General features: G+C 69.1%; 26 protein-coding genes and 1 pseudogene. 11 read left to right on the plus strand and 16 right to left on the minus strand.

Annotated elements, in window-relative coordinates; genetic code table 11:
• Nucleotides 1-26 precede the first annotated feature (26 nt).
• The gene (locus NXI30_08560; protein ID MCR9094255.1) at nt 27-1247 is read right to left on the minus strand and encodes a cytochrome P450; all 1221 of its coding nucleotides are present in this window, start codon (nt 1245-1247) and stop codon (nt 27-29) included.
• 162 nt (nt 1248-1409) lie between these two features.
• On the opposite strand from NXI30_08560, the gene NXI30_08565 reads away from it, so the two are divergent.
• Entirely contained in the window at nt 1410-1853 is a 444-nt protein-coding gene (locus NXI30_08565; protein MCR9094256.1) for a nitroreductase family deazaflavin-dependent oxidoreductase, read from the plus strand.
• Between the two features lie 117 nt (nt 1854-1970).
• Here the strand turns inward: NXI30_08565 and NXI30_08570 are convergent, their stop codons facing one another.
• The 3 genes from NXI30_08570 to NXI30_08580 all read right to left on the minus strand — a co-directional run bounded on the left by NXI30_08570 (nt 1971) and on the right by NXI30_08580 (nt 4300).
• On the minus strand, nt 1971-2714 hold the full coding sequence (locus tag NXI30_08570; protein ID MCR9094257.1) for a hypothetical protein: 744 nt from the start codon (nt 2712-2714) through the stop codon (nt 1971-1973).
• Between the two features lie 151 nt (nt 2715-2865).
• Nucleotides 2866-3780 (minus strand): TauD/TfdA family dioxygenase, encoded by a 915-nt coding sequence (locus tag NXI30_08575; protein ID MCR9094258.1) that lies wholly within the window; start codon nt 3778-3780, stop codon nt 2866-2868.
• A 19-nt stretch (nt 3781-3799) separates the two neighbouring features.
• On the minus strand, nt 3800-4300 hold the full coding sequence (locus NXI30_08580; protein MCR9094259.1) for a nuclear transport factor 2 family protein: 501 nt from the start codon (nt 4298-4300) through the stop codon (nt 3800-3802).
• Nucleotides 4301-4371: 71 nt separating this feature from the next.
• Between NXI30_08580 and NXI30_08585 the strand changes: the two genes are divergently transcribed.
• A complete protein-coding gene (locus tag NXI30_08585) occupies nt 4372-5058 on the plus strand; it encodes an EthD domain-containing protein (GenBank protein ID MCR9094260.1) in 687 nt (228 codons plus the stop codon).
• Between the two features lie 48 nt (nt 5059-5106).
• On the opposite strand, the gene NXI30_08590 is transcribed toward NXI30_08585, so the two are convergent.
• Entirely contained in the window at nt 5107-6018 is a 912-nt protein-coding gene (locus NXI30_08590) for an LLM class flavin-dependent oxidoreductase (GenBank protein ID MCR9094261.1), read from the minus strand.
• 65 nt (nt 6019-6083) lie between these two features.
• Here NXI30_08590 and NXI30_08595 point away from each other — a divergent pair, with 65 nt between their 5' ends.
• Nucleotides 6084-7214, plus strand: coding sequence for a hypothetical protein (locus NXI30_08595; GenBank protein ID MCR9094262.1), 1131 nt, complete (start codon nt 6084-6086; stop codon nt 7212-7214).
• A gap of 21 nt (nt 7215-7235) precedes the next feature.
• On the opposite strand, the gene NXI30_08600 is transcribed toward NXI30_08595, so the two are convergent.
• Complete coding sequence (locus tag NXI30_08600) at nt 7236-7982, minus strand: SDR family oxidoreductase (protein ID MCR9094263.1); 747 nt, start codon at nt 7980-7982, stop codon at nt 7236-7238.
• A gap of 136 nt (nt 7983-8118) precedes the next feature.
• On the opposite strand from NXI30_08600, the gene NXI30_08605 reads away from it, so the two are divergent.
• Nucleotides 8119-8982, plus strand: coding sequence for an LLM class F420-dependent oxidoreductase (locus NXI30_08605; GenBank protein MCR9094264.1), 864 nt, complete (start codon nt 8119-8121; stop codon nt 8980-8982).
• 28 nt (nt 8983-9010) lie between these two features.
• On the opposite strand, the gene NXI30_08610 is transcribed toward NXI30_08605, so the two are convergent.
• Nucleotides 9011-9487: a pyridoxamine 5'-phosphate oxidase family protein gene (locus NXI30_08610; GenBank protein MCR9094265.1), complete on the minus strand. Its 477-nt coding sequence runs from the start codon at nt 9485-9487 to the stop codon at nt 9011-9013.
• A 71-nt stretch (nt 9488-9558) separates the two neighbouring features.
• On the opposite strand from NXI30_08610, the gene NXI30_08615 reads away from it, so the two are divergent.
• Nucleotides 9559-10815, plus strand: coding sequence for an MFS transporter (locus NXI30_08615; GenBank protein ID MCR9094266.1), 1257 nt, complete (start codon nt 9559-9561; stop codon nt 10813-10815).
• A 12-nt stretch (nt 10816-10827) separates the two neighbouring features.
• Here NXI30_08615 and NXI30_08620 read toward each other — a convergent pair whose 3' ends face one another.
• From NXI30_08620 to NXI30_08635, 4 genes are read right to left on the minus strand one after another with little or no spacing between them, the layout of a single operon-like run.
• Complete coding sequence (locus NXI30_08620) at nt 10828-11787, minus strand: fumarylacetoacetate hydrolase family protein (GenBank protein MCR9094267.1); 960 nt, start codon at nt 11785-11787, stop codon at nt 10828-10830.
• 36 nt (nt 11788-11823) lie between these two features.
• Entirely contained in the window at nt 11824-12924 is a 1101-nt protein-coding gene (locus NXI30_08625; GenBank protein ID MCR9094268.1) for a VOC family protein, read from the minus strand.
• Between the two features lie 47 nt (nt 12925-12971).
• On the minus strand, nt 12972-14678 hold the full coding sequence (locus NXI30_08630; protein MCR9094269.1) for an FAD-dependent monooxygenase: 1707 nt from the start codon (nt 14676-14678) through the stop codon (nt 12972-12974).
• Nucleotides 14675-15334, minus strand: coding sequence for a TetR/AcrR family transcriptional regulator (locus NXI30_08635; protein MCR9094270.1), 660 nt, complete (start codon nt 15332-15334; stop codon nt 14675-14677). The genes NXI30_08630 and NXI30_08635 overlap by 4 nt, the downstream gene beginning before the upstream one ends.
• Nucleotides 15335-15495: 161 nt before the next feature.
• Here NXI30_08635 and NXI30_08640 point away from each other — a divergent pair, with 161 nt between their 5' ends.
• Both NXI30_08640 and NXI30_08645 read left to right on the plus strand, forming a co-directional pair.
• Nucleotides 15496-16347 (plus strand): SDR family NAD(P)-dependent oxidoreductase, encoded by an 852-nt coding sequence (locus NXI30_08640; GenBank protein MCR9094271.1) that lies wholly within the window; start codon nt 15496-15498, stop codon nt 16345-16347.
• A 56-nt stretch (nt 16348-16403) separates the two neighbouring features.
• Nucleotides 16404-16922 carry a sulfotransferase family protein gene (locus NXI30_08645; protein MCR9094272.1) on the plus strand — a complete coding sequence of 173 codons (519 nt, stop codon included), beginning with the start codon at nt 16404-16406 and terminating at the stop codon, nt 16920-16922.
• Here NXI30_08645 and NXI30_08650 read toward each other — a convergent pair.
• Complete coding sequence (locus NXI30_08650) at nt 16919-17530, minus strand: glutathione S-transferase family protein (GenBank protein MCR9094273.1); 612 nt, start codon at nt 17528-17530, stop codon at nt 16919-16921. The two genes, NXI30_08645 and NXI30_08650, sit on opposite strands and share 4 nt — an antisense overlap.
• 110 nt (nt 17531-17640) lie before the next feature.
• On the opposite strand from NXI30_08650, the pseudogene NXI30_08655 reads away from it, so the two are divergent.
• Nucleotides 17641-19344 (plus strand): annotated as a pseudogene (locus NXI30_08655) (amidohydrolase family protein).
• Nucleotides 19345-19375: 31 nt separating this feature from the next.
• Here the strand turns inward: NXI30_08655 and NXI30_08660 are convergent.
• On the minus strand, nt 19376-20089 hold the full coding sequence (locus tag NXI30_08660) for a Crp/Fnr family transcriptional regulator (protein ID MCR9094274.1): 714 nt from the start codon (nt 20087-20089) through the stop codon (nt 19376-19378).
• A gap of 134 nt (nt 20090-20223) precedes the next feature.
• Nucleotides 20224-20496: a hypothetical protein gene (locus tag NXI30_08665; protein MCR9094275.1), complete on the minus strand. Its 273-nt coding sequence runs from the start codon at nt 20494-20496 to the stop codon at nt 20224-20226.
• 189 nt (nt 20497-20685) lie between these two features.
• Here NXI30_08665 and NXI30_08670 point away from each other — a divergent pair, with 189 nt between their 5' ends.
• Nucleotides 20686-22005 (plus strand): aromatic ring-hydroxylating dioxygenase subunit alpha, encoded by a 1320-nt coding sequence (locus tag NXI30_08670; protein MCR9094276.1) that lies wholly within the window; start codon nt 20686-20688, stop codon nt 22003-22005.
• Between the two features lie 108 nt (nt 22006-22113).
• Here NXI30_08670 and NXI30_08675 read toward each other — a convergent pair whose 3' ends face one another.
• A complete protein-coding gene (locus NXI30_08675) occupies nt 22114-23196 on the minus strand; it encodes a Zn-dependent alcohol dehydrogenase (GenBank protein MCR9094277.1) in 1083 nt (360 codons plus the stop codon).
• A 139-nt stretch (nt 23197-23335) separates the two neighbouring features.
• Here NXI30_08675 and NXI30_08680 point away from each other — a divergent pair, with 139 nt between their 5' ends.
• Complete coding sequence (locus NXI30_08680; protein MCR9094278.1) at nt 23336-24127, plus strand: hypothetical protein; 792 nt, start codon at nt 23336-23338, stop codon at nt 24125-24127.
• 13 nt (nt 24128-24140) lie between these two features.
• On the opposite strand, the gene NXI30_08685 is transcribed toward NXI30_08680, so the two are convergent.
• Nucleotides 24141-24668 (minus strand): thioredoxin family protein, encoded by a 528-nt coding sequence (locus tag NXI30_08685; GenBank protein ID MCR9094279.1) that lies wholly within the window; start codon nt 24666-24668, stop codon nt 24141-24143.
• 92 nt (nt 24669-24760) lie between these two features.
• On the opposite strand from NXI30_08685, the gene NXI30_08690 reads away from it, so the two are divergent.
• Nucleotides 24761-25042, plus strand: a complete 282-nt coding sequence (locus NXI30_08690) for a pyrimidine/purine nucleoside phosphorylase (GenBank protein ID MCR9094280.1) — start codon at nt 24761-24763, stop codon at nt 25040-25042.
• Nucleotides 25043-25225: the final 183 nt, after the last annotated feature.

Here is a 25225-nt window from a genome sequence, read left to right on the forward strand (position 1 = left end):
GCGCCAGACGAGCCCGGCGGGTGCGCTCAGGTGCCGCCGAGTCGCAGCGTGAGGCCCGAGGCGAGGCGCCGGATCGTGGCGAAGGGGACCAGTCGGGGCGGCTCGACGATCTCCATCTCGCGGGTCGCCGACAGCAGCGCGCGCACGACCTCCTGGGCCTCCATGCGCGCCAGGCCGGCGCCGAGGCAGAAATGGGCGCCGAGGCCGAAGGAGAGCGGTCTCGGGCCGCGGCGATCGAGGTCGAAGCGGTCCGGGGCGTCGAACGCGCGAGGGTCGCGATTGCTGCCTGGAAACAGGAAGTGGACCGGGACGCCGCGGGGAAGCGCGTGGCCCGCCTGCGTCTCGAGGTCCTCGGTCGGCGCCCGGAGACTGCCCAGCGTCGGGGGTTCGAGGCGCAGCATCTCTTCGACGGCCACCGGGATCAGGGTCGGATCCTCCCGGAGGCGTGCGACCGCCGCGGGATGGCGGAGGAGCGCTGCGAGCCCGATCGAGAGCAGTCCGCGCGTGGTGTCGTGGCCCGCGAAGAGGAGGTTGATCGCCATCGCCTCGCACTCCTGCGGCGAGAGCCGGTCGCCCGCGTCGGTCGCGCTCGCCAGCGCGGTCAGCAGGTCGTCCCGCGGCGCGCGACGCCGCGCGTCGAAGAGCCCGCGAAGCAGGCCGGTCAGCGCCTCGACCGCCTCTTCGCACCGCGCCCTTTGCTCGTTCGAGAGGCGCGTCGCGAAGACCCGGCCGAGCTCCGCGGTCCAGTCGCGCACCGCCGGCCAGGCGTCTTCGGGAACGCCGAGCAGCTCGCAGATGACGGCGATCGGGAGGGGGTCGGCGACCGCTGCCTCGAAGTCGACGTCACCCGCGTCGACGACAGGGCGGACGCGTCGCTCGGCGAGGGCGCGCACGCGCGGACGAAGGGCGTCGACGCGGCGCGGCGTGAAGGCGCGGCTCACGAGTCCGCGAAGCCGTCCGTGCTCCGGTGGATTCGTGTTGAACATGACGAGGCGCCACCAGTCGGCGAGAGGGCCTTCGGTGATGCCGATGCCTTCGAGGAGCCGCCCGCCGACCGTGAGCATGCGCGGGTCGGCGAGGAGGCGTTCGGTGTCCGCATAGCGAAGGACGACGCGCTCGCCCCGACCGGTGCGCGCGAGGGGGGCGGCTTCGCGGGCGGGGGCGAGGGCCGCGGCCGGGTCCTGCCAGAGGTCCGGGTCGGCGAGGTCGACGAGGGGAAGGTCTTCGGGATCGTCGGCGAGGGCCATCTCGCCACCGTAGCGGTCGCGGACGGCCGGCGCGCCGCCGGTGGCGCGTCGCCGCGAATCCCGCGACCCTTGCCGCTCGCCCGAACGAGCGCGGCCGAGTCGCGCATCGAGATCGAGTTCGGAACCGAAACCGAAACCGAAACCGAGAAAGGACCTCCCGACATGTCGACCTTCGCCGCCATTCCCTGGATCGCCGAACACATCGAGCTCTACGAGAAGGATCCCGAGAAGGCCCACATGTGGGACTCCTCACATCTCGGCGGTCCGGGCATCCTGCCCACGCTCCTGCTGACGACGACCGGTCGCAAGACCGGCGAGAAGCGGTCGCTGCCCCTGATCTACAAGGAGATCGACGGCGCCTACGTGATCATCGCGTCGAAGGGCGGCATGCCGAACCACCCGATCTGGTTCCTCAACCTCGAGGCGAACCCGGCGTGCGACCTGATGGTCGGCGCGAAGCCGGTGAAGGCCCGCGCGCGGGTCGCCGAAGGCGAAGAGCGCACGAAGCTCTGGGCCGAGCTCGCCGAGCTCTATCCGCCCTACGACGACTACCAGACGAACGCCGGCGAGCGCGTGATCCCGGTCGTGGTCCTCGACCCCGTCTGAACCTCCGGCTGCGTGCACTCGCCGGGTTGGTCCGCCGGCTGCGGGCGCTCGTCTAATCCGCCTGCTGCGGGCGCTCGCAGGGTTGATCCGGCGGCTGCGGGCACTCGCCGCGGTGGGTCACTCTGGCGTGCGGCCCGTCAGCTTGTAGATCCCGTCGTTGCATTCGGTCTCGGTGCGGACGGTGGTCGTAGGCGTGATCTTCTGCAGCTCGTTGGTCATGTCGGTGACCATCTCTCCGAGGGCCCGCCCGAGCCGCGGGAGATTCGCGCCGACGCGACCCGTGCCCGGGCCACCGCCCAGTCCGCGATGGGACGCGTAGCGGATCAGGACCTGATTCGACCTGGAATCGCTGAACTCGATGATCATCGTCGCCGAGCCGAACGAGTTCACGAAGGAGGTCGACGATCCGCTGCCGCCGCTCTCGTCGATGTGCAGTCGCATGTCCTTCAAGCCGAGCTGGATCGCGACGACGCACGGACCGGGTTTGTAGGCGCGCCCGACGGGGCTCGGTTCCTCCGTGAACGCTTCCATCGCCTCGATCAGCATGAGCCGGACCTTCTGCTCCTCGTTCGGTTCCAGCTCCGTCTGCCCGAGCCCGTAGGTGAAGCCGACGCCGGCGATCAGGATGTCGTCGTAGTGTCCGACGTGGTGATCGGGACGGACCCAGAGCATCGACCGGGGCGTCTTGCGGACGAGCGCCAGGCCGCTGGGGGTCATCTCGGGGGCGTCCGGGACGCCGCGGCTCCCGCCGGGTCCGTCCGCGCCCGTGCAGGCGAGGAGCCCACCGATCAGGAGCAACGCCAGCGTCGAACGTGCGCGAAGCCGGCGTGCGCCGGGATGGTCGAAGGAAGCAGGTGCCATGACGGATCCTCCCGAGCGGGCCTTCGAATGGAGTCTGCCGCGCCTCGGGTGTTCGCGCACCCGCGATCGCCCCGCGCGCGGCGACGACCGGTCGGGGGAACGCCCCCCGAAGTCAGGGGCTGCCGGTCGCTGCGAGGAGAGGCCGACGAGGTCAGGAGAACGCGACGGCGGAGTCCGAGAGGCCCAGGAACGCCACGGTGTCCTGGATGGCATTTCCGGCGGCGCAGACCGCAACGCGGCGTAGCACGCGCGGGCCGACCACCCGGGGGCAGGCCGCCCGGGCGTGCTGCAGGGCCACGTTGTCCCAGACGACCAGATCGTCGGGGCGCCAGACGTGGACGTAGCGATTGGCCTCGGTGTAGAGGTAGCCCTCGAAGATCCTGCCCAGCAGGGCACGGCTCTCCGGATCCCCATGCTCCTCGTCGGAGAGCTCGACGATCCGCTCCGTCTGCTGGAGCGTGCAGGTGAGCGCGTCGACGCCGGGCTTGTGGGGGTGTTCTCGGATCAACGGCCAGGTGTGGCTCTGGGTGGGCGCCGCCGGATCCGTGCGCCCCTCGAGATAGAGCCGCACGTCCGGCTTCATCTCGGCGAGGTCGTGCGCGCAGAACACGTGATAGCCGGCGAGCTCCGCGCGCAGAGGGGCGGGCATCTCGTCGAGGGGCGCGACGTTGCTGTAGAAGAAGGTCTCGGAGGGCGTGTCGGGAAGCCGTTCGCCCCAGAGCGAGATCACGTCGGCGGGGTAGGGCGTGTAGGTGTAGTCCATGTGAGCCGTGAGCTCGCCCTCGCGGTACCCGTCGTTCATCTCGTCGGTGCCGTGACCGTCCGCGTTCGACACCCACGAGTGGAACTCTCCCGGAACGCGCTCCTCGATCACCGGGCCGAAGTGCGCGAGAAGCGCGACCTGTGCGTCGATCGAGAGCTCCGCCTGGTCGGGGAACACTAACAGGTGTCGATCGTTCCAGACCGCTTCGATTTCGCGCCAGGTCGCGTCGTCGAGGCCGGCCTCGAGGTCGACGCCGTCGACGCGGGCGCCGATCCGACCGGGGAGGGGTTCGAACTCGGCCATGGAAACCTCCGTTCCTCGCCTAGCGCTTCGGGGCGACTTCCTCGAATCGGATACCACCGCGGGCGAGGTCGAAGGAGAGATGCTCCTCCATGTTTCCGATCTGGTCCACGATCACGACGCGATCGGCGAAACGCCAGACGTCGTCCCGGCGCTCGAACCGGTCTTCGTAGCGACCGCCGACGATCGCCTGGAACGGAAGCTTCTCGGTCGCCTGGAAGACGACGAAGTACGACTTCGCGGTCGCCGTGTCCTGCTCTTCCTCGATCTCGATCCGGACGTTCGTGGAGAGGTGGCGCGTGCGGAGCGTGCCGTCCTCGTGGACGCGGTTGGTGGCCGCGTAGAAGCGGCCGACCTGCTCGCCCGTCATGCCGTTCTCGCTGTCCTCGGCGGACGTCGAACGCATCGTCCCGTGCGCGAAGAGCGCCGAGAGTCCGTCGAAGTCGGCGAGATCGACGCACTCCGCATAGCGGAACATCAGCGTCGAGATCGCGTGGTGGCTCTCCCAGGTTCCGGCTCCCATACGTTTCCTCCCCTCGGATCACGGACATCGAGGCCGATCCGGCCCTCGCCGACACTGTACACTGCGAAGCGATGGAGAAGCTGGTCTATCTGCTGGGGGATACGGACGCGGGGACGACGCCGCGAAGTCGGGACGACCTGCGCGATCGGATCTTCTCCGTCGTCCCGGCGCTCGAGTCCGCCGGCGGGAAGTCACTCACGATCTCCGTGGCGGACGTAGCGGATCCGGCCGCCGAGGGAATCGCCCAGGGCAACGCCCACGGGTTGATCGACGGCCAGATCTCGCTCTGGCTCGATCACGTCGATGCTCGCGGCGAGGTGGAAGCGATCGTCCGCGGGCTGGCGACGCGACATGCCGGCTATCTGGTCACGGAGTCGATCCTGCGCGAGTACCCGGATCGGAGTTGGAAGCGCGGTGAGGCGAGCCCGGGCGTCACGATCCTCTCGACCTTCCCGAAGTCCGACGCCCTCGACCTCGAGACCTTCTATGCGCGATGGCACGGGTCCCACGGTCCGCTCTCCCTGCTCCTCCATCCCCTCACCCGCTACGTGCGCAACAGTGTCTTCCGCCCCTTGACCGAGAACGCGCCGACCCTCCACGGGATCGTCAGCGAGTCCGTCGGATCCTGTGCCGTCGCCGCGGATCCGGAGATCTTCTACAGCGGGCGCGAGAACCGGAAGAAGCTCGTGAAGGACATGCTCTCCTTCCTCGACTTCGAGACCGTGAGCAGCGTGGCGATGCGCGAATACCTGTTCTGAGGCGCGATCCCGGAAGGGACGCGCCACGCACGGAGTGCCCCCGCGCGATCAGGATTCGCCGCGCTGCGCCCGCGCCCGGGCGGCGAGGAAGCGGCGCGTCCGGTCGGCGCATTCGGGATCGGCGTCGCCCGAGACCATGATCGGATTCAGGTCCGTCGCGCCGCTCGCCTCGAGGCGTTCGAGTCCCTGGACGATCGCGTCCTCGTTCCCGACGATCGCGAGCTGGCTCACGCGCTCGAGCCCCTGGGCCGCCATCGCCCGCTGGTAGGGCGGAAGCGCCATCGAGGGCGCCGTATAGGCGTCCATCAGCGTCGACATCGCGTCGACCTCGTCGGTCAGCATGACCGGCACGCTCGCGACGATGCGTTTGCCCGCCGGCAGGCGAGGGGCGACGTGGGACTGGATGAAGTCGGGGCCGGCGAAGACGAGGGTCACTCCGTCGGTGAGCTCGCCGGCCAGCTCGATCATCTTCGGGCCGAGGGCCGCGAGGATCACGCTCGGGGGCGTCGTGCCCTGGATCGGCGTGTCCACGCGCACGCGCTCGAACTCTCCGGCGTGCTTCACGTACTCGCCGCGCAGCAGCGGGCGAAGCACCTCGAGCGCCTCCTTCGTTCGCGCGAGCGGGCGGTCGTTCGGCAGGCCCAGCTTCTTGTCGAGGATCGCCGCATGACCCGCGCCGACGCCCAGGCACAGACGCCCCTGCGTCGAGAGCTGGGTCGTGAGGGCTTGTTGGGCGAGGGTCACCACGTGGCGCGTCGGAAGCGGCACGACCGACGTCCCGAGCTCGATCCGGTTCGTACGGAGGCCCGCCATCGCGAAGAGCGTCAAGACGTCGTGGACGAAGATCTGCCCGATCCAGACCGTGTCGAATCCTTCGGCCTCGGCGCGTTCGAAGTCCTGGAGGATCGTCTCCGCCTCGGCGACGCCGTGGGTGTCGAATTGAAGGCCGATCCGCATCATCGCCGACTACTCTACCATCGATCGCAATCCGCTCCCGAGGCGCGGAGCGCGCGAGAGGGCACGGGATGGGACGCTGGAGCAAGGAAGAGATCGAAGCCGCCTTCAAGACCTATCAGGTCCAGGGCCGCGCCGCCGCGCGGTCCGGAGACTGGGCGCGCTGGGGCGAGATGTTCACCGAGGACGTGACCTACGTGGAGCAGGAGGTCGGTCAGTGGGGCGGGCGCGCGGCGGCCGTCCGCGAGATGGCCGCGCTCATGCACCAGAACGAGGGCACGCCCTGGGTCTGGGTGAACCAGTATCCCGTCAAGGCGTACCTCGTCGACGAAGATCGCGGCTGGGTGTGGTCCCAGATCTGGAATCGGATGGAGGACCCGGGCAACGGGCAGGTCCTCCAGGAGAACTGCCTGACCATGCTCCGCTACGACGGGGACGGGCTCTTCTCGTACGAGGAGGACCTCTACAACCCCCACGCCTACGTCCGGATGGTGAAGGAGTGGGTGAAGATCCACGAGGCGTGCGAGAAGGACGCGATCGACGAGACGACGCGCGCCGCGCGCGCCGAGGCCGCGCGGGCCTTCGCGGACGAGCCGACCTTCGAAGCCGAGTCGCCGCCCATGGACCTCGGCAAGCGCCACGCCGAGGCGCGCGCGAATCGCGGGTCGCAGGGACGCTTCCCGCGCGAGGAGATCGAAGAGGCGTTCGACCACTTCCGCAAGCAGCTCGCGTTGGCGGGCAAGACGCGCGACTGGAGCCACTTCGGCGCGGCGATCACCAAGGACGCGACCTGGATCGACTGCGCCCTCGGCCACATCGGCAAGCGGGAAGGCATCCTGCGAACCATCGAAGACCGACTCCACCGGGTCGAGGACGATGCGCCCTGGGTCCAGCTCTGCCGCTTCCCCGCCGGCGAGTTCATCATCGACGAAGCGCGGGAGAGCGTCTGGTCCTTCTTCTGGGCCCGCTTCGCCGACGTCGGCGACGGAATCCGCCACGAGGCCAAGGTCTTCGCCGAGCTCCAGTACCACGGCGACGGCCTCTTCAAGGTGATCGAGACCCTCTACAACCCGAACCACTTCGACAAGGCGATGGCGTCGTACGTGGCGGGCCGCGACGCCTACGAAGAGCGCAAGGAGCGCCGGGCGAAGCGTCTCGCGGAGCGCGAAGCGAAGGCGCGGAGCATGACGCCGGACGATTGAGTCCCCGCGCAACGATCCGCGTCACGTCGTGACGTTGCCGCCGTTCAGCTGGAGCGTCTGTCCGGTCATCCATTTGGCTTCCTCGCTCACCAGATAGACGACGCAGGGCGCGATGTGTTCCGGCTGGGCGCAGAATCCGACGGGGACGGTCTTGGCCATGTGGGCCGTGACGCTCGGGTCCGTGTGATTGTCGATCATGCCGAGGGCGACGGTGTTGGCGGTGACGCCGTTCCGGGCGACCTCCATGGCGAGGTGGCGCATGAAGGCGATGCCGCCGCCCTTGCCGGCGCCGTAGGCGGAGACGCCGAGGGGGATCCCGGTCGTGCCGGCACCGGAGCTGATGGTGACGATCCGGCCGTAGCCGCGATCGCACATGCCGTTGATCACGGCGTGGCTGCAGTTCATCACGCCATACGTGTTGAGGTCGATCTGCTTGCGCCAATCCTCGGGCTTCGTCTCGCGGAACTGGCCGACGCCCATGCCCGGCGGCACGCCGGCGTTGTTCACGAGGATGTCGAGGGGGCCGAGCTCGGCTTCGACCTTCGCGACGCCGGCGGTCACGGCCTCGTAGTCGCTGACGTCGAAGGCGGCGGCGATCGCGGCTCCGCCCTCGCTCTTGATCGCGTCCGCCGCTTCGGCGGCGCGGTCTTCGAAGAGGTCGTTGATCGCGACCTTCGCGCCCTGGCTCGCGAGGGCCTGAGCGATGCCGCGGCCGACGCCCTGTCCGGCGCCGGTGACGAGGGCGGTGCGCCCGGTGAGATCGAACATGGGGTCTCCTTCGCAGGGGCCGATCGCCGGCCCGCGTACACGCTATCGGATTGGCGGGTGCTCGCGAGACGGTTCGTCGGCGGTGTACGCTCCGGCGCCGCGGACACCGTCCGCGGTCCTGCAGCCCGGAGGCCCCATGCGCATCGGTATTTCGCTCCCCGTCCGCGAACTGAAGAACGACCTCGGTGCGATCCGCGAGTTCGCCCAGACGGCGGACGATCTCGGCCTCGCTCATCTGCGCGTACCCGACCAGGTGATCCGCCCGAAGAGCGGTCACCTGCACGAGCCGATGACCCTGCTGGCCTGGGTCGCCGGGATCACGCGTCGGATCGAGCTCGTGCCTTCCGTGATCGTGACCCCCTCGCGCCAGACGGCGCTCCTCGCCAAGCAGGCCGCGGAGATCGACGTGCTCTCGGGCGGTCGGCTCCGGATGGGGATCGGCGTCGGCGGGAGTCGCGAAGAGTACGAAGCGCTCGGCGAGGACTTCTCGACGCGCGGCCGGCGATGCGACGAGCAGATCGAGCTGCTCCGGAAGCTCTGGACCGAGGAGAATCCGATCTTCGAGGGCGAGTTCGATCGGGTCGACGGGTTCGGGCTCGACCCGCTCCCCGTCCAGCGGCCGATCCCGATCTGGGTCGGTGGGGGCGCGGGCTTCGGCAAGGATTTCGGACGCGAGGCGCTGCTGCGGCGGATCGGTCGACACGCGGACGGTTGGTTCGCGATCGTGCCGATCCCCTCCGTCGCCGGCTTCCAGGAGACGATCGCGGTGCACGCGCGCGAGGCGGGTCGCGACCCGGCTTCGATCGGCCTCGAAGGAGGCTGCGGCATGGCGGGCAAGACGACCGAGGAGTGGCTCGGCCGGCTGCGCGACTGGGAGGGCGCCGGCGCCTCGCACCTCTGCCTGCGGACCCTCGACGGCGAGCTCTCCGCGCCGGAACAGCTCGACCTCATGCAGGCCGCCCACCGCGTCCTCGGCCTCGAAGGCATCGCGTGCGAGTGACCGCGTTCAGCCGACCGGGTAAGAGCCCTCAGCCGACCGGGTAAGAGTCCTTCGGCAGCTTCGCGTGGTCCCACGACACGATCCGCTCCGGGCGCAGGCGGACGCCGACGCGATTGCGGATCACGTGCTCGACCATCGGGCGTCGGGATTCGTCCCAGGGACCCTGCTGACGCTCGTTGAGCGCGACGCCGATCCGGAACAGCGTCGCTTCGTCGTCGAGGAGCTCCGCTCGGCCCGCCACGTTCACGCCCGCGAGCTCGTCGTAGTGGGCGCCGCTCTCGACGTGGAGGGAACAGCGCGGATCGCGGCGCAGGTTCACGATCTTCTGCGCCTTCGCCTTCGACAGGAGATGGACCGCGCCGTCGAACCAGGCGAAGTACATCGCGATCTGGTGGATCAGCCCGTCGGGGCCGATCGTCGCCATCGTGGCGGCCCGATGGACCGACAGGTAGCCATCGATCTCGTCCTCGGTCATCACGACGCGCGCGCGCAGGTTCTCGCCCATGTGGCCAGTGTAGAGGGCCCGTCCCGGGCCCGCGCGACCCGCTAACGTTCGGAGACCCACAGGAGGACCGCGTGTCTCGAGGCTGGATCATCGTCACCGTCGCGTTCGTGGCGAACTTCGTCGCCATGGGCACCGTGCTCCAGCCGGTTCCGGTCCTGCTCCTCCCGTTCGTGGAGGAGTTCGGCGTCGGTCGTGCCTGGGCGGTCCTGCCGTCGGCGGCGACCCTGGCCGGGGGCATGGTGATCATGCCCTTCGTCGGACGATTGATGGCGACGGTGCCGATCCGCCGGATGATGATCGCGGGGGCGCTCTCGCTCTCCTTCGCCTTCTATGCGATGTCCCTCGCGACCGAGTTCTGGCAGATCCTCGCGCTCTTTTCGCTCCCCTGCGGCTTCGGCCTGGGGGCGCTGGGGGTGGTCGCGACGAACACGTTGGTCGTGAACTGGTTCGAGGAGCAGCGAGGGCTCGCCCTGGGCGTCGCCATGATGGGGATGTCGCTCGCGGGTGTGGTCATGTTGCCGCTCTCGGGCTGGGTCCTCGAAGCGTCGGGCTGGCGAGGCGTATGCCGGATGCTCGCGTCGATCGATCTCGCCGTCGTTCCGCTGCTCGCGCTGACGATCGTGACGCGCCCCTCGGACGTCGGCCTCCGGCCGGATGGCGCGACCGACGCGCGGGACGAAGGTCCCGCACTGCTCGCGCAAGAGGAAGACGGATCGATCGCGTCGACTCGCGAGATCGTCACGAACCCGTCCCTCTGGCTGCTCGCGGCGGCCTGCGGCCTGGTCTTCTTCGGCTCGATGGGGATCATGAACAACGGCATCGCGTTCGCCGTCGATCGCGGGATCGATCCGCTTCGCGCGTCGGTGATCGTGGCGGCGATGGCCCTCGGGGCCGGAGCGGGCAAGCTCGTCTTCGGCTGGCTCGGTGGGCGATTCGGGGAACCCGTGGCGTTCGCGATCGCGCTCGGCCTGCAGGTCGTGACCCTTGCGGGTTACCTCGTCTTCGCGTCCTACGAGATCCTGCTCGTGATCAGCCTGGTCTATGGCCTGGGCCTCGGCGGGATCTCGCCCCTCCAGGTCGCGCTGCTCGCGCGGGTGGTCGGTGCTCGCAGCTTCGCGCCGGCGCAGGGCCTGATCGGACCGATCCAGATCCCGTTCCAGATCGCCGGCCCGTCCCTGGCCGGCTTCATCGCCGACACGCGCGGGAGCTACGACCTCGCGATCGTGATCTTCATCGCGGCGATGCTCGTGTCCGCTCTCGCGATGGGTGCGATGACGCTGCGCGAGAATCGGAGCACGGCGCTGGCCGACGAGCCGGCGACGGCCTGACGCGACTCCTGCTCAGGCGGGAACGACTTCGTTGCGCTGGAGGCCGAGATCGAGGGCGCCATCGTCGGTGCCGATCCGGGCCTCGATCACGTCCCCGATCTGGAGCCTTCGCTCGTTGCCGCTCGCAACCCGACGCAACATGCCCTGCCGGCGCTTCGGGCTCACGATCTGGCCGATCGCCATGATCGGCTTCGGCGGCGCCTGCATCGCGCAGCCGCCCGGTGTCCCGGTCGCCAGCAGGTCGCCGGTCTGCCAGTCCTGGAGACCGGAGAGCTCGGTCAGCGTCGGCGCGGGCCGATGGATCATGTCCGTCGCGAGGGCGTTCTGTCGCGTCTCGCCGTTCACGGAGAGCTCGAGGCGGATGTCGTCGAAGCGGGCGAGATCGTCGGCGTCGACGAGGGTCAGGAAGGGGCCGCAGGGCCCGAAGGTCCGGTAGCTCTTGCCCTTGTAGAACTGCATCTCCGGGAGCTGCACGTCGCGTGCGCTGATGTCGTTCACCAGGACGAGCGCACCGACGTACTCGTGCAGGTTCTGCTCGTCCACCTCGACCGGTCCGTCGACGTCGCTCGCGAAGACGAGGCCGAGCTCGACCTCGTAGTCGAGGAACTCGACGTGGTCGGGCTTGCGGATCGCCGTGGTCGCGGGCGCGAGACACGACGAGGCCTTGCGGAAGAAGACGTTGAAGGGGCTCGTCTTCGGATCGAAGCCCGACTCCTGCATGTGCGAGTAGTAGTTGATCGCCTGGCAGAGGAACTGACGCTCCTGGGTGATCGGCGAGAGGACTTCGAGGTCGGCGCGGGCGAGCGCGCCTTCGCCCGTGCTTGCCGCCACGGAGCGGGCGGCGTCGCGCCCGGTCTGCATGAAGTCGCGCGTGGTCGGGAAGTCGCCTTCGATCGGGGCGACGCGATCGCCGAGTACGACGCCCCAGGCGGGGCCTCCGGCGGTCTGATAGCGGACGACATTGAGGGCCATCGTGGGATCTCCTGTGAAGACGCGGGTTGCGCGGGACTATCGAAGCCAGGGACGGGCGGGCTGGCCCATCGCGCCGGCGAGTTGACGAAGGGTGGCGAAGTCGATCCGACCGGCGCGGAGCTCGCGCAGGACGTCGCGGAGCAGGCCGAGGCCGGGCTGGGGACCGAAGGACTTCGGGAGATCTTCGCCCCAGGCGTAGATCCCGCCTCGGGTGAGCGGCGAGTATCCCGTCGGCACGCTCGCGTCGAAGACGTCGCCGTCGCTGTAGTGCTCCATCTCGTGACCGTCGGGATCGCGCCAGTAGTCGAAGAGCTGGCTGCCGAGGAGGTGGCGTCCGATTCCCCAGAAATGATTCCAGCCGGCAGCGTGCATCACCTGATTGCCCTGACCGATCGCATCGACGTCGATCACCTCGAACGCGCAATGGACGAAGGTCGGCGCGAGTCCCATCGCCAGCGCGACAGCGTGGTGGTCCGAGGGCGCGTCGCCGCGGTCGGTCCGCATGAAGGCGAGGGCGGGGCGCCCGTCGTCGAGACACTGCACGTCGCTCGGGAGGAGGCCCAGGTGGCGCATGTACCACTCCGCGGTCTCTTCGAAGCGGTTCGACTGGAGCACGTAGTGGCCGAGGCGCCAGGCGAGGGCGGGCTCGAGGGGCGCGCGCTGTCCAGTGTTGACGCGCGGCTTGTCGAAGGGCGTGTTGACCGGGAGGATCTCCTCGCGAAAGGGCAGGGGCTCGACTCGTTCCACGCCGTACGCCACCTCGACGAGGTAGCCGTTCGGGTCGGTCAAGCGCACGACCTCGCCGCCGCCGGGCCGTTCGAGCTTCTCGATCGGTCGACCGGTTGTCGCCGACAGGGTGTCGAGGTCTTCTCGCGAGGCGGCGAGGAAGCCGCCGCCCACGAAGCCCGGATCCTCGGCAGGACGGGCGAGATAGACGTAGGGCAGCGGACCGGCGCCGCGGAAGAACTGGCCCTCGGGACTCGACCCCGAGGCGACGAGACCGAAGTCCTCGAGGAAGGGCTGGACCTTCGCGAGATCGGGCTTGTCGAAGATCACCCAGGCGACCTCGGCGGCCTTGATGATCGGGTCGTGGCGCTCGAGCGGGATCGAGCCGGGCGGACGGGAGGCATGGGCCATGTCGAGGGACTCCATTCTGGACGGGCGGTGGGATTGCGCGGGACCGGTCAGGACCGGGAGGCCCCGCGGACGCGATCGAGGATCGCGCCCGGATCGTCGGGCACGGCGTCGCCGCGCCAGGCGACGTGCTGGTCGGGGCGGACCAGGACGAGGTCGCGTTCGTAGATCGTGCGGACGCGGTCTTCGCGCACGTCGAGCACGTCGAGGGGGACTCCGCGTTCGCGCGCGGCGGCGAGCATCGATTCGACGTCCCGGTCGACGAAGCGGATCAGGGTGAAGCCCTTGCCGAGCAGGTCGAAGAGCGCGCGCCCGTCCTCGAGGAAGAGGCTCGGAATGCGCGCGCCGGGGCGCGTGGTCGGCACGTAGTGCGCCATGCCGACGGGCGGAGCCTCGTCGTCCTCGTAGCAGAGGACGTTCGAGTCGTCGTAGCGATACCCGATTTCGATCCCGAGGGCCTCGTTCTCGAGGTTGCCGAGCTCGAGGATCTTCGCGCCGTACGCCTCGCGTGCCCGGGCGCCGGCCTGCGAGTCTTCGTGGACCGCCGGGGTGTGATGGGAAGCGATCTGGACGCGGACCCCGAGATGGCGGGCCGAGGCCGCTCGGTTCCGGAAGCCGACCGGTCGTCTCTCGGCGTCGTAGGAAGGCAGGAGCCCCGGACCGCCCCAGCCTTCGACCCTCGCGGCGAGCTTCCAGCCGAGATCCACCGCATCGCCGACGCCCGTGTTCATGCCGTAGCCGCCGGTCGGGACGACCTGGTGGGCCGAGTCGCCGGCGAGCCACACGCGGCCCTGGCCGTAGCTGCGGGCGAGGCAGAGCCGGGGGCGCCAGGGGTTCGCGACGAGGATCTCGCAGTCGAACTCGGCTCCGACGTTCTCGAAGAGGAACTTCTGCGGGTCGAGCTCGGTCGCGTCGACGCCGCCGGGGAGCGGAACGTGGATCGTCCACGTGTCGCGGTCGTTCTGGGAGATGATCGTGCCGCCCACGGCGCTCTGGATGTGCCAGGCCGTGCCGAAGCGCTCCATGAAGTCGAGGTCGCTCGACTTGAAGTGGATCATGTACATCTCGCCGCCCGGCGGCCGCTGGCCGTGGATCAGACCCTTGACCGCGGTCTTGATCAGCTTCCAGAGCCCGCCCGAGGCGCGCGCGACCTCGCCGGGCGCGAGGTCGTCGAGCGGGGTGCCGAGCTCCTTGCGCGTGACGCTGCCGGCGCCGTCGCAGCCGGCGAGGTACTGCGCGCGGACCGACTCGGTCGCGCCGCTCGCGGTGTTCCGGATCGTCGCGGTCACGCCGTCTTCGTCCTGCGTGAACGATTCGAGCGCGTGACCGAAGCGGACCTTCACGTGCTTCGCTCCCCGCTCCAGGATCCCCTTCAGGACGGGCTCGAGCACCACCTGCGAGATCCGCAGGTCGGGCTCGAGGGGCATCGTGCCGTCGTTCGTCGTCCGGATGATGTCGCGGCCCCAGTGGATGCTCGGATAGTCGAAACGCGCGACCTCCCACTCCGCGAGGCGCGTACACCAGACGACGGTCATCGGGTTCTCTTCGGGCACGCCATGGCCGCGGATCTCGCCCGCGATCCCGAGTCGCCGGAAGTGCTCCATGCTCCGGCCATTGGTCACGTCCATCTTCGGATGCTTCGTGGTCGACGGGTTTCGCTCGACGAGGACGGCGTCGATCCCGCGGTGCTCGAGCTCGAGGGCCAGCACGAGACCGACGGGGCCTCCGCCGGCGATCAGGACGGGCGTCTCGGTCACGGGCGGGTCTCCGTCGCCGGCGCATCGGCCGCCAGCTGCGGGAAGAAGAGGCGGACGACGGCTTCGGCGTGGGCGTCGATCGCCTCCTTCGCGAAGACGTCCTTCGACGTGATCATCTCGAACTCGGGGGCGAGGGTGTACCGCGTCGTCGCCGCACCGATCAGCATGTACATGAGCTCCTCGGGTGGTGCGGGCAGCTCGACGCCGTCCGCTTCGAGCTCACGGAATCCGCTCATCGAGACCTCCATGAAGCCGCGGATGTAGTGGTCGACCAGCCAGACGAGGCGTTCGCTCGAGGTCTTGCCTTCCTGGAGCATGAATCGGTGGAAGTGGGGATGGGTCGCGTTGAAGCGGACGAACTCCGTCACCAGGAGTCGGACCCGGGTCCGGACGTCGACGCCGTCGAGTCCCTGCGCCCGGGTCATGAGCCGCTCGCTGATCGTGCCCATCAACGATTCGGCGGCGGCCTTCCAGAGCGCCTCCTTGGTCGTGAAGTGGAACGGGATCGCGGATTGGGCGACGTCCGCGCGCCGGGCGATCGCGCGCGTCGAAGCGCCCGAGAAGCCGTGGAGAGCGAATTCGTGGCAGGCCGCGTCGACGAGCCGCTGGCGGGTCTCGGCGCTGCGCTGTTGGGGTCGTCGGGTCCGTCCAGGCATCGCCCTTGTTTAGTTCGATCGAACTAAATAATCAAGATAAATGGGTCGAACGACCTGAAAAGCCGACTCGCGGCCGCTGCCAGGGCGTGGCGGAGTCGAAATCTCTCTGGAAATCCGCGATCTTGCGCGAGCCGGCCCGGACCGGGGCGGGAGGAGGCGACATGGGACGATGTGAAGGGCGAGTGGCGTTCGTGACGGGGGCGAGCCGCGGAATCGGCAAGGCGATCGGCATGCGTCTGGCGAGTGAGGGCGCGTCCGTCGTGCTCAACGCCTCCCGCATGGGCGCCCACGGCGATCTGCCGGGGACCCTCGAGAGCGCGGCCGCCGATCTCCAGGAGGCGGGCTTCAAGGCCGCGGCGATCGCCGGCGACCTCGCCGATCCCGCCGCCCGGGAGGGATTGATCGATCGCGCGAGCGACTTCTTCGGTCCGGTCGACATCCTCGTGAACAACGCGGCGGCCGGCTTGATGAAGCTTCCGAGCCAGACGACCAACGAGGACCGGAGCTTCATGTTCGAGCTGAACGTGAACGCGCCCGTCGACCTGGCCCAGCAGGCGATTCCCGGCATGATGGAGAAGGGCGGCGGCTGGATCCTCAACATCGGGAGCGCCACCTCGTCGAATCCGGAGCTCCCCTACCGCGACTCGAAGACGTCCGCCTGGATCATCGGCGCCTACGGCGCGACCAAGGCCGCCCTGGACCGCTACACCGAAGCCCTCGCGCACGAGATGCAGGAGCACGAGATCTTCGTGAACTGCATGATGCCGACTTCGATCGTGCTGACGAGCGGGGCGGACTACGTACGCGACATCGCGCGCGCCAACCCCGACTGGGTCGAGCCCGTCGAGATGATGGCCGAGGGCGCGCTCGAGCTCTGCTCGGGCCGCCACGTCGGCCGCGTCCTGACCAGTCGCGAGATCGTCCACGGCACGGCGCGCAAGGTCCACAGCCTGGACGGCAAGACGGTGCTCGGCGACGCGTTCCTGCTCGCGGATCCGGAGTCGACCTTCTGAGCGACGACGAGATCCTGATCGTCTCGGGCCTTCCGCGCTCCGGCACGTCGCTCGTGATGCAGATGCTCGAGGCGGGCGGCGTTCCGATCCTGGCGGACGACCTACGCGCCCCGGACGAGGACAATCCGAAGGGCTACTACGAGCTCGAAGCGGTGAAGGGACTCGCGGAAGACGCGTCCTTCCTCGACGAAGCCGTCGGTCGAGCGGTCAAGGTCGTGGCCCCCCTCGTCGGGAAGCTGCCGGTCGGGCACGCGTACCGGATCGTCTTCATGGAGCGGGATCTCGAGGAGGTGCTCGCTTCGCAGGAGGCGATGATGGAGCGCCGCGGCACCGTCGACGACGCTTCGGGTCCCGCGATGGCGATCGCCTTTCGAGGCCTGCTCGAGAAGGTCACCGGCGAGCTCGTGTCGCGCTCCGACGTCGAGATCCGATTCTTCTCGCACGCCATGCTGCTGCGGCTACCGGATCTCGTGGCCGCGCGGATCGCGGAGTTCGTCGGTGGGATCGATCCCGCGCGGGTCCCCGCCATGGCGGCCTGCGTCGCCCCCGGGCTCCACCGCCGCCGCGCCCGTTAGACGGTCCCCGCCTTCTGGTACGCGGGGCGCGCCGCGATCCGCTCGCAGTAGGCCCGGCAGTTCGGCGTCGCCTCCGAGACGAAGCCGAGATAGCCCGCGATGTTCAGACCGAACTGGATCATGATGTCGGCGGCGCTGAAAGTGTCGCCGACGATGAAGTCACGGCCTTCGAGAGCGCGCTCGACGACGCCGACCAACGACGGCGCGAGTTCCTTGCCCCGATCCACGAGGGCGGGGATCCGCATCTCTTCGGGCATCGGCCCGCCGTGCGCCGCGACCTCGCCCATGATGATGGTGAGCGGGTTCTCGCCGTAGGCCATCCACTGGGAGACGAGGGCGCCCTCGCGAGTGCCCCGCGGCGGGACCAGGGAATCGCCGCCGTGCTTCGTCGCGAGGTACTCGAAGATCGCGGTCGTCTCCCAGAGCACGAACCCGTCGTCGTCGATCGCCGGGACCTTGCCGAGGGGATGGATCGCCAGATAGTCGCGGGTCTTCATCTCCGGCGTGAACATCGCCAGCGGTGAAATCGAGTAGTCGATCCCGAGCTCCTCGCAGAGCCAGACGACGCGCATCGAACGCGACTGTTTCGAGTGGTAAATCGTCAGCATGCCCCCAGTCTAACCGCCCCGGCGGGCCGTTCGGAGCCCGATCGCGCGGGTCTTCCCGGGTGGCTACGTTCGCGTGCCGCTGACAGGCACCCACCCTCGGAGACAGACCCATGGGCAATCTCATCGTCAAGAACGGCCTCCTGATCGACGGCACCGGAAGCCCGGCCCGCAAGGCGGACGTCCGGATCCGCGACGGCCTCGTGACCGAGGTCGGACCCGATCTCGAACCGGACGGGGAGGAGGTCGTCGATGCCGCGGGCGCCTACGTGACCCCCGGCTTCATCGACTCCCACACCCACCTCGATCCGTCGATGTTCTGGGATCCGGGCTGCGACCCGATGCCCCAGCACGGGGTGACCACGGCGCTGATCGGCAACTGCTCGCTCTCGCTGGCGCCGGTCAAGCCCTAGCACCTCGACGAGGTGATGGACGTCTTCTGTTACATCGAGGACATGCCGATCGAGGAGTTTCGGAGCGGCATCCCCTGGAACTGGCAGACCTGGCGCGAGTACCGCGATTCGATGAACGAGAACGGGGCGGCGCTCAACATGGCGTCCCTGATCGGTCACTCGATGCTGCGGATCTACGTGATGGGCGAGGACGCCTGGACGCGCGCGGCGACGGACGAAGAGATCGAGGCGATGTGCGCGGAGCTCGCCGATGCCCTCGAGGCCGGCTGCTACGGGCTGTCGACGTCGTTCTTCGACGTCGACAGGCAGGGGCGCTTCGTCCCGACGCGCTTCGCCGAGCAGAAGGAGTTCGACGCCCTGGCGGCGACGATGGGGAAGGCCGGCCACGGCCTCGTCGAGTTCATCCCGAACTTCACCGGCGAGAAGCCCCTCGAAGAGATGAAGCAGATCGCCGACGCGACGGCGCCGCACGCCGGCGTGACCGCGATCTGGAACGGGCTGCTCCACACCGAGATGGCCCCGGATCGCCACCGCGAGCTGATCGACTACTCGCAGTCGCTCCGCGACGCCGGCGCCGACATCTGGCCCGTCGCCTCGCCGCGGACCGTCGACTTCAACGTCAACTGGGAGCAGACGATGGTCTTCATGATGCTCCCGGAAGGCTGGAACAAGATCATGCTGGTCGCGGGGGAGGAGCGCGCCGCGATGCTCCGGGATCCCGAGTGGCGGAAGGTCGCGCGAGAGGAGTGGGATCGGGTCGACAAGTCGCTCTTCCCGAACACGCGGATCGAGCACGTGAAGTTCACCTCGGTTACGAAGCCCGAGCACGAGCGCTGGCTCGCGAAGAGCCTGAAGGACCTGGTCGACGAGCGTGGCGGGCACCCGAGCGACGTCTTCGCGGACTGGATCCTCGAGAACGACCTCGAGCCCGGGGTCGTCGCCGCCGGCGTGTCGAACTCGAGCGTCGAGGGCGTGAGCGAGATGCTGGTCGACGATCGCGTGATCGTCAGCGCGAGCGACGCGGGCGCGCACGTCCAGATGATGTGCGCCGCGGGGGACACCACGCTCTTCCTGACGCGTCATGTCCGCGAGCGCGGCGACTTCACCCTCGAGAAGGCGATCTGGGAGCTGACCGGTGCCCAGACCAAACGCCTCGGCTTCAAGGATCGCGGGATCCTCGCGCCCGGCTACGCCGGGGATCTCACGATCTTCGACCTGGACGAGCTCGCCTGGGGGAACGAGTACTTCGTGGACGACCTGCCCAGCGGCGGTGCTCGCCTCCGCCGGCCGCCGGGGGGCTATCGGCTGACCGCCTGCAACGGCGTCGTCACCCAGCGCGACGGCGAGCTGACCGGCGCGAATCCCGGCCGTGTGCTCGACGGGGGCGCGGCGCGCCCGGGCTGATCCGACGAGCGGCGTTCGGCCGCGAATCGTTTCAGGCTCGCTCCGACGTCACCGCCCGCTCGAGCTTCTCGAGGTCGTAGACCACGACGTAGCCGCGTCCGTGCTCGATCAGGCCGTCGGTGCCCCAGCCGCTCAGGATCCGGTTCACGCTCACGCGGGTCATGCCCACGCTCTCGCCGATCTCCTGTTGCGAGAGCTTGTGCTCGATCCGGAGCGAGCCGTCGTCGTTCTGGTGGCCGTACTGGTCGTTGAGCGTCTTCAGTCGGTGGAGGAGCCGCGTCCCGGAGTCGAGCAGGACGGCATCCTCGACGAAGGACGTCGACTGGCGAATGCGGCCGCACAGGATCGCCATCATCTTGATCGCGGTCTCGGGATTGCGGCGCAGGACGTCGAGGAAGTCCTGCCGCGCGAGCTCGACGATCTCCGAGTCGACCGCGGCGATCGCGTCGGCGGAGCGCGGGAGGCCGTCGAGGAGCGCCATCTCACCGAAGACCTGGCCGGCCTCGATGATGTTGTGGATCACCTCGGTTCCGGTGGGCGAGGTCGAGACGATCTTGACGCGACCCTTCGCGACGAACATGACGTCGGTCCCTTCGTCGCGCTTCATGAAGATGATCTTGCCGCGCGGGCACTGGACGCGGCGAACGCGTCCGGCGAGGGCATCGATCTCGTGCCCGGGGATCTGGCCGAGCAGGTCCGAACTCCGAAGCAGGCTGAGAAGCTCTTCGCGTCCGATCGGCGGCATGGGGCGGGGCGCTTCCTCGTCGATTCCGCAGGCAGGCGAGGAAGAACACCCTCTGCACGGCGCGCACGGAGGCCGGAAGCATCGCAAACGAACCCGCGGCTGCCCACCGACCGAGGGTCGGTCCGCGCGGTCCGTCAGGGGGTGGTGGAGCCGTTCGGCGGAACCTCCAGCACGTCGATGGGGACGCCCTCTTCCTCGTCGGGAAAGATCTCCGCCGGCGCGAGCTCTCGCAGGGCCTGCTTGGAGGTCACGTGGACGCGGATCGCCACCTCGTCGAGGAGTTCGCCCCGCCGCTCGCGGAGTCCGACGTCCACGCCGGTCACGCCCGGGCGACGCAGCCACGCGCCGCGAACCCGTTCGAGCACCTTCCGTGCCCGCTCCACCTTCGCTGAATCGAGGGGTCTCATGGTTTCCTCGTCGTTGGATTCGCGGAGCACAATGCCGCTCGGCGCGCGATGGACACATCACGAGGATGCGCCGCGCCCGGCGGCTTCGATGTATCGACCTTCACAGTCCCGCGATCTCGGGACGTTTTCCTTTCGGACACCTCTCTCGCGTGCCGAGCGGCGGCGGTACCCTTCGTTCGAGGTATCGAAGTGTCGAATCCGGATCCCACACGCCTGCAGAGCGCCCGCTACACCTCGGAAGACTGGGCCGCCCTCGAACGGGAGCGACTCTGGCCGCGAACGTGGCAGATCGCCTGCACCGAGGACTGCGTTCCCGAGCCGGGCGACCACTGGCTGTACGAGATCGGCGACGTGTCGATCGTGGTGGTGCGGGGAGGGGACGCGCGGATCCGTGCCTTCCTGAACGCCTGCCCGCACCGGGGCAATGCCCTGGTCCGTGGACACGGCCGCGGCCTCGACCGGATCCGATGCGCCTACCACCACTGGTGCTTCGGGCTCGACGGGCGCCTCGAATCGGTCTCAGCCCAGGGCGAGGCGGCAGCGAGGGGAGGCGCCCCGACGCGCGCGACGGGCGGCGCCGGAGTTGGCCTCGTCGATGTCCAGGTCGGCGTCTGGGGCGGATTCGTCTTCGTGAACCCGGACCCGGAAGCCGAGCCGCTGGAGCGCTGGCTCGAGGGCCTTCCCGACGAGCTCGCCTGGGTCGAGATGGCGCGGTTCGGCTGCGACCGTTTCATGACGATCGAGCTCGACTGCAACTGGAAGGTCGCCGTCGACGCCTTCATCGAGACCTACCATCTGCACGCGGTCCACCCGCAGATGCTCGCGATCGCGGACGACGTACACACGCCGATCACCCTCTACGACAAACACACGAAGTTCGTGCAGCCCTACGGCGTTCCGAGTCCGCGACGCGGCGGAGACGTCGGCGACCAGGAGCTGTGGGAGAGCTTCGCGTCCAACCTCGGACACCGGATGGGGATCCCCTTCGCCGAGCAGATGAAGCCGGGGCCCGCGCCGACGGTGCCGGATGGCCAGACCATGCGGGACGTGCTGGTCGGCCGGATCCGCGCCCATCTGTCGACGCTCGGATCGCTCTACGACGACCTCGACGATCACCACGTGATCGACGACTTCCACTACCACGTCTTCCCGAACGCGGTCTTCAACGTGTTCGCGGGCTGGTACGGGTTGATCCGCACGCGCCCCGGGCCGACGCCGAACACGTGCTTCCTCGACATGTGGAACTTCGACCTGCGCCGCGCCGACGACCCGGACGCGCACCCCCGCCCGGAAGACGTCGTGCTCCCGCGCGACGAATGGCCCGCCCTGGGTCCCGTCCTGATGCAGGACCTCGAGCTTCTGGGCCAGGTTCAGAAGGGGCTCCGCCAGCCGGGCCTCCACGAAATCCGCCTGACCCCCGCCGAATCCCGGATCGGCCGGATGCACACCATCCTCGACCGCTTCCTCGACCCGCCCGAAGCCCTCCGCCTCCCGGCGAAGCCCGACTGACGCCCGCCCGCAGGCAACGGACTCAGCAGAAGCCCATCGCCTGCGCGACCCCCCCTTTCGCCGAGCGCCCGCAGGCGAAAAACGAGCCGAGCGCCCGCAGGCGAAAACCTAGTCGAAGACGATCACGGAGCGGGCGACCTCACCGGCACGCATGGCGTCGAAGGCCGGGTTGATCTCGTCGAGGGGGATGCGCTTGGAGATCATCTCGTCGAGCCGCAGGCGACCGTCCAGGTAGTAGTCGACGTACTGGGGCATGTCGCGACGGAACGCGTTCGAGCCCATGAACGAACCGAGGATCCGCTTCTCCTGGAGGGTCAGGTCCGACGCGTTGATCGGGACCTCCTGGTCCGTCGGGAGGACCCCGACGAGGACCGCCGCGCCGCCCTTCGCGATCATGCCGACGGCCTGCTTGATGGTCGGCTGGAGGCCGATGCACTCGAAGGCGTAGTCGACGCCGCCCCCGGTCATCTCGAGGACCTCGCCGACGGCGTCCTTGTCGGCGGCGTTCACGGCGTCGGTCGCGCCGAGATCGCGCGCGAGCTCGAGCTTCCAGTCCATCGTGTCGATGGCAATGATCCGGCCGGCGCCGGCGATCCGGCAGCCCTGGAGCGCGGAGAGGCCGACGCCGCCGAGGCCGATGACGGCGGTCGTCGCACCGGGCTCGACCTTCGCGGTTCGCAGCGCGGCGCCGATCCCCGTCGTCACGCCGCAGCCGATCAGGGCCGCGCGATCGAGGGGCATGTCGTCGCGGATCTTCACGAGCGCCCGCTCGTGGGTCAGCATGTTCTCGGCGAACGACGACAGCGCGAACTGGACGATCGGCTCCCCGTTCTGGGTGAGTCGCGACGTGCCGTCGAGGCGCGCGAGCATCTGCGGGGGCAGGCAGAGATGGGGGCGGCCTGTCAGGCAGTAGTTGCAGCTGCCGCACCAGGCGTTCAGGCACCCGATCACGTGATCGCCGGGCTCGAAGTCCGTGACGTTCTCGCCGACGGCTTCGACGACGCCGGCCGGCTCGTGGCCGAGGACGCAAGGCAGCATCATGCCCATGTCGCCGGTGATGATGTGGAGATCGCTGTGGCAGATGCCCGAGGCGGCGGTCCGGGTCAGGACCTCGTTCGGGCCGGGCTTGTCGATGTCGACCTCTTCGATCGAGAGCGGGGCGTTCAGTTCACGGAGGACGGCGGCCTTCATGGGGATCTCCTGGCGGATGGACGTTTCGCGAGCGATCGAGTCTAGCCTCGGCGCACCGCGGCTCGCGACCCATCCGAAGGCGCGATTGCTACGGTGATCCGACCGGCGGACGACCGTCGGAACGTTGGAGGCACGACTCGTGGAAGACTGTCCGATCCAGATCGGAAGCATGCTGCTCACCCTCGTGGACCCGAGCCCGGGCCACGAAGCCGCGTACAACCGCTGGTACGAGCGCGACCACTTCTACGCGGGCTGCATGGTCGGTCCCTGGCTCTTCGCCGGGAGCCGCTGGGTCGCGACCCGCGCCCTCAAGGACCTGCGGATCTCCGACGGAGGCGGCGAGGTCGCGAACCCGGTCGATGCCGGGTCGTACGTGGCGATCTACTGGGTGCTCGAAGGCAAGGACGACGATCACTGGAAGTGGGCGGGCGAGCAGGTTCACTGGCTCTACGAAAACGATCGGGGCTTCGCCGAACGGACCCACGTCCACACGGTCCTCTTCGACTACGTGACGACCGCCTATCGCGACGCCGATCCCGTCCCGATCCAGCTGGCCCTCGATCACGGCTACCCCGGAATCGCGATGATCGCGACCGAGCGCGCGGAAGGCGTCTCCGAGGCGGACCTCGCCGCGTGGACCGCCTCGTCCGAGGCGCTCTCGGACGGCGGGGTCGCCTCGATCTCGACCTGGCGACCACAGCCGCGCAACGAGATCACGGGCAACTCGCCGATGGACCTCGGGACGGGGACCGGCGGGCCGGAACGGACGATGCAGCTCGCCTTCCTCGAGCGGGATGCCGCCGACGCCTGGACCGAGGTCGAGGCGTACGCGAAGGCGATCGACGGGAGCGGTCTCGGGCGGGTCTGCTTCGCGGGCCCGTTCCACAAGACCGTCGTCGGGACCGACACCTACGCGGATCAGCTCTGGTAGGCGGTCGCCCGGCCTAGCCCGAGCCGCCCGCGCGGAAGGCGGCGAGCCAACGCGCGAGGTCGTCCGGCGTGAGGTTCCGCGCCTCGCCGCTCGACATCTCGAGGGTCCGTCGGGCGAGGCTCGGCCAGTCGGCGATCGGGACGTCGCAGCGTGTGGGCGCCAGCACTTCCCAGTGGGCGATCGACTCGACGCCGAGCGCCGCCAGCAGCGGTCGATGGCGATCGAAGCGGCCGACGTTCACGACGATGCGCGGCCACGCGTCGAGCTCGTCCGCGAGGGCGGGGTCCTGCTTCATCCCGTGCAGGCGCCGGCAATCGCTGCACCACGCCGCGGAGAACTCGACGAGCAGGGGGCGCGCGGACTCCAGGGAAGAGCGGCAGAGCGTGTCGAGCTCGCTCGTCAGCTGTGCATCGGTCCGGAAGGGAGCGTCGTAGGCCGTGGCCGGCGAGGGCACGCTCGGATCGGCGTCCGTCCGTTCGCAACCGAGGCCCGGAACCAGGGCGAGAAACGCGATGAGCGAGGGGATCGGGTGGGCTTTCAAGGGGCCTCCGGCGCGCTGCGGGGAGCGCGGCGAGAGTCTAGTCTTGGCGCCCGCGTCGCGCCGATCCGGGCGGGACCCATCAGGAGATGACCGTGCTCGAGGTGAACGAATATTTCGACGGCAACGTGAAGTCGATCGGCTTCCAGACCGAGACCCTCCCGGCGACCGTCGGCGTGATGGCACCCGGCGAGTACGAATTCGGGACGAGTCAGAAGGAGACGATGACCGTCGTCTCCGGCGAGCTCGTCGTGAAGCTTCCCGGCGAGAACGACTTTCGCGCCTATCCGGCGGGCGAGCGCTTCGTCGTCGAGGCGAACCAGTCGTTCCAGCTGAAGGTCGCCGTCGCGACGGCCTATCTCTGCACCTACGCGTAGGGCCGACGAGGGGGGCGAAGCGACCCCGGGGACCCGGATCCGGCGCCGACGACGGGCCGGCGCCCCCGTCGTGATCGACGCCGCTCCGGAATCCTGAGCGCTCACCGTCTCGGCCTCGGGGAAACACGTCCCCTCGACGAAAAACCGCCCGATTTTCCGACACATCGGAAGTCTCCACACCAC

This window comes from bacterium (assembly GCA_024742285.1).
Classification (GTDB): domain Bacteria; phylum Myxococcota_A; class UBA9160; order UBA9160; family UBA4427; genus UBA4427.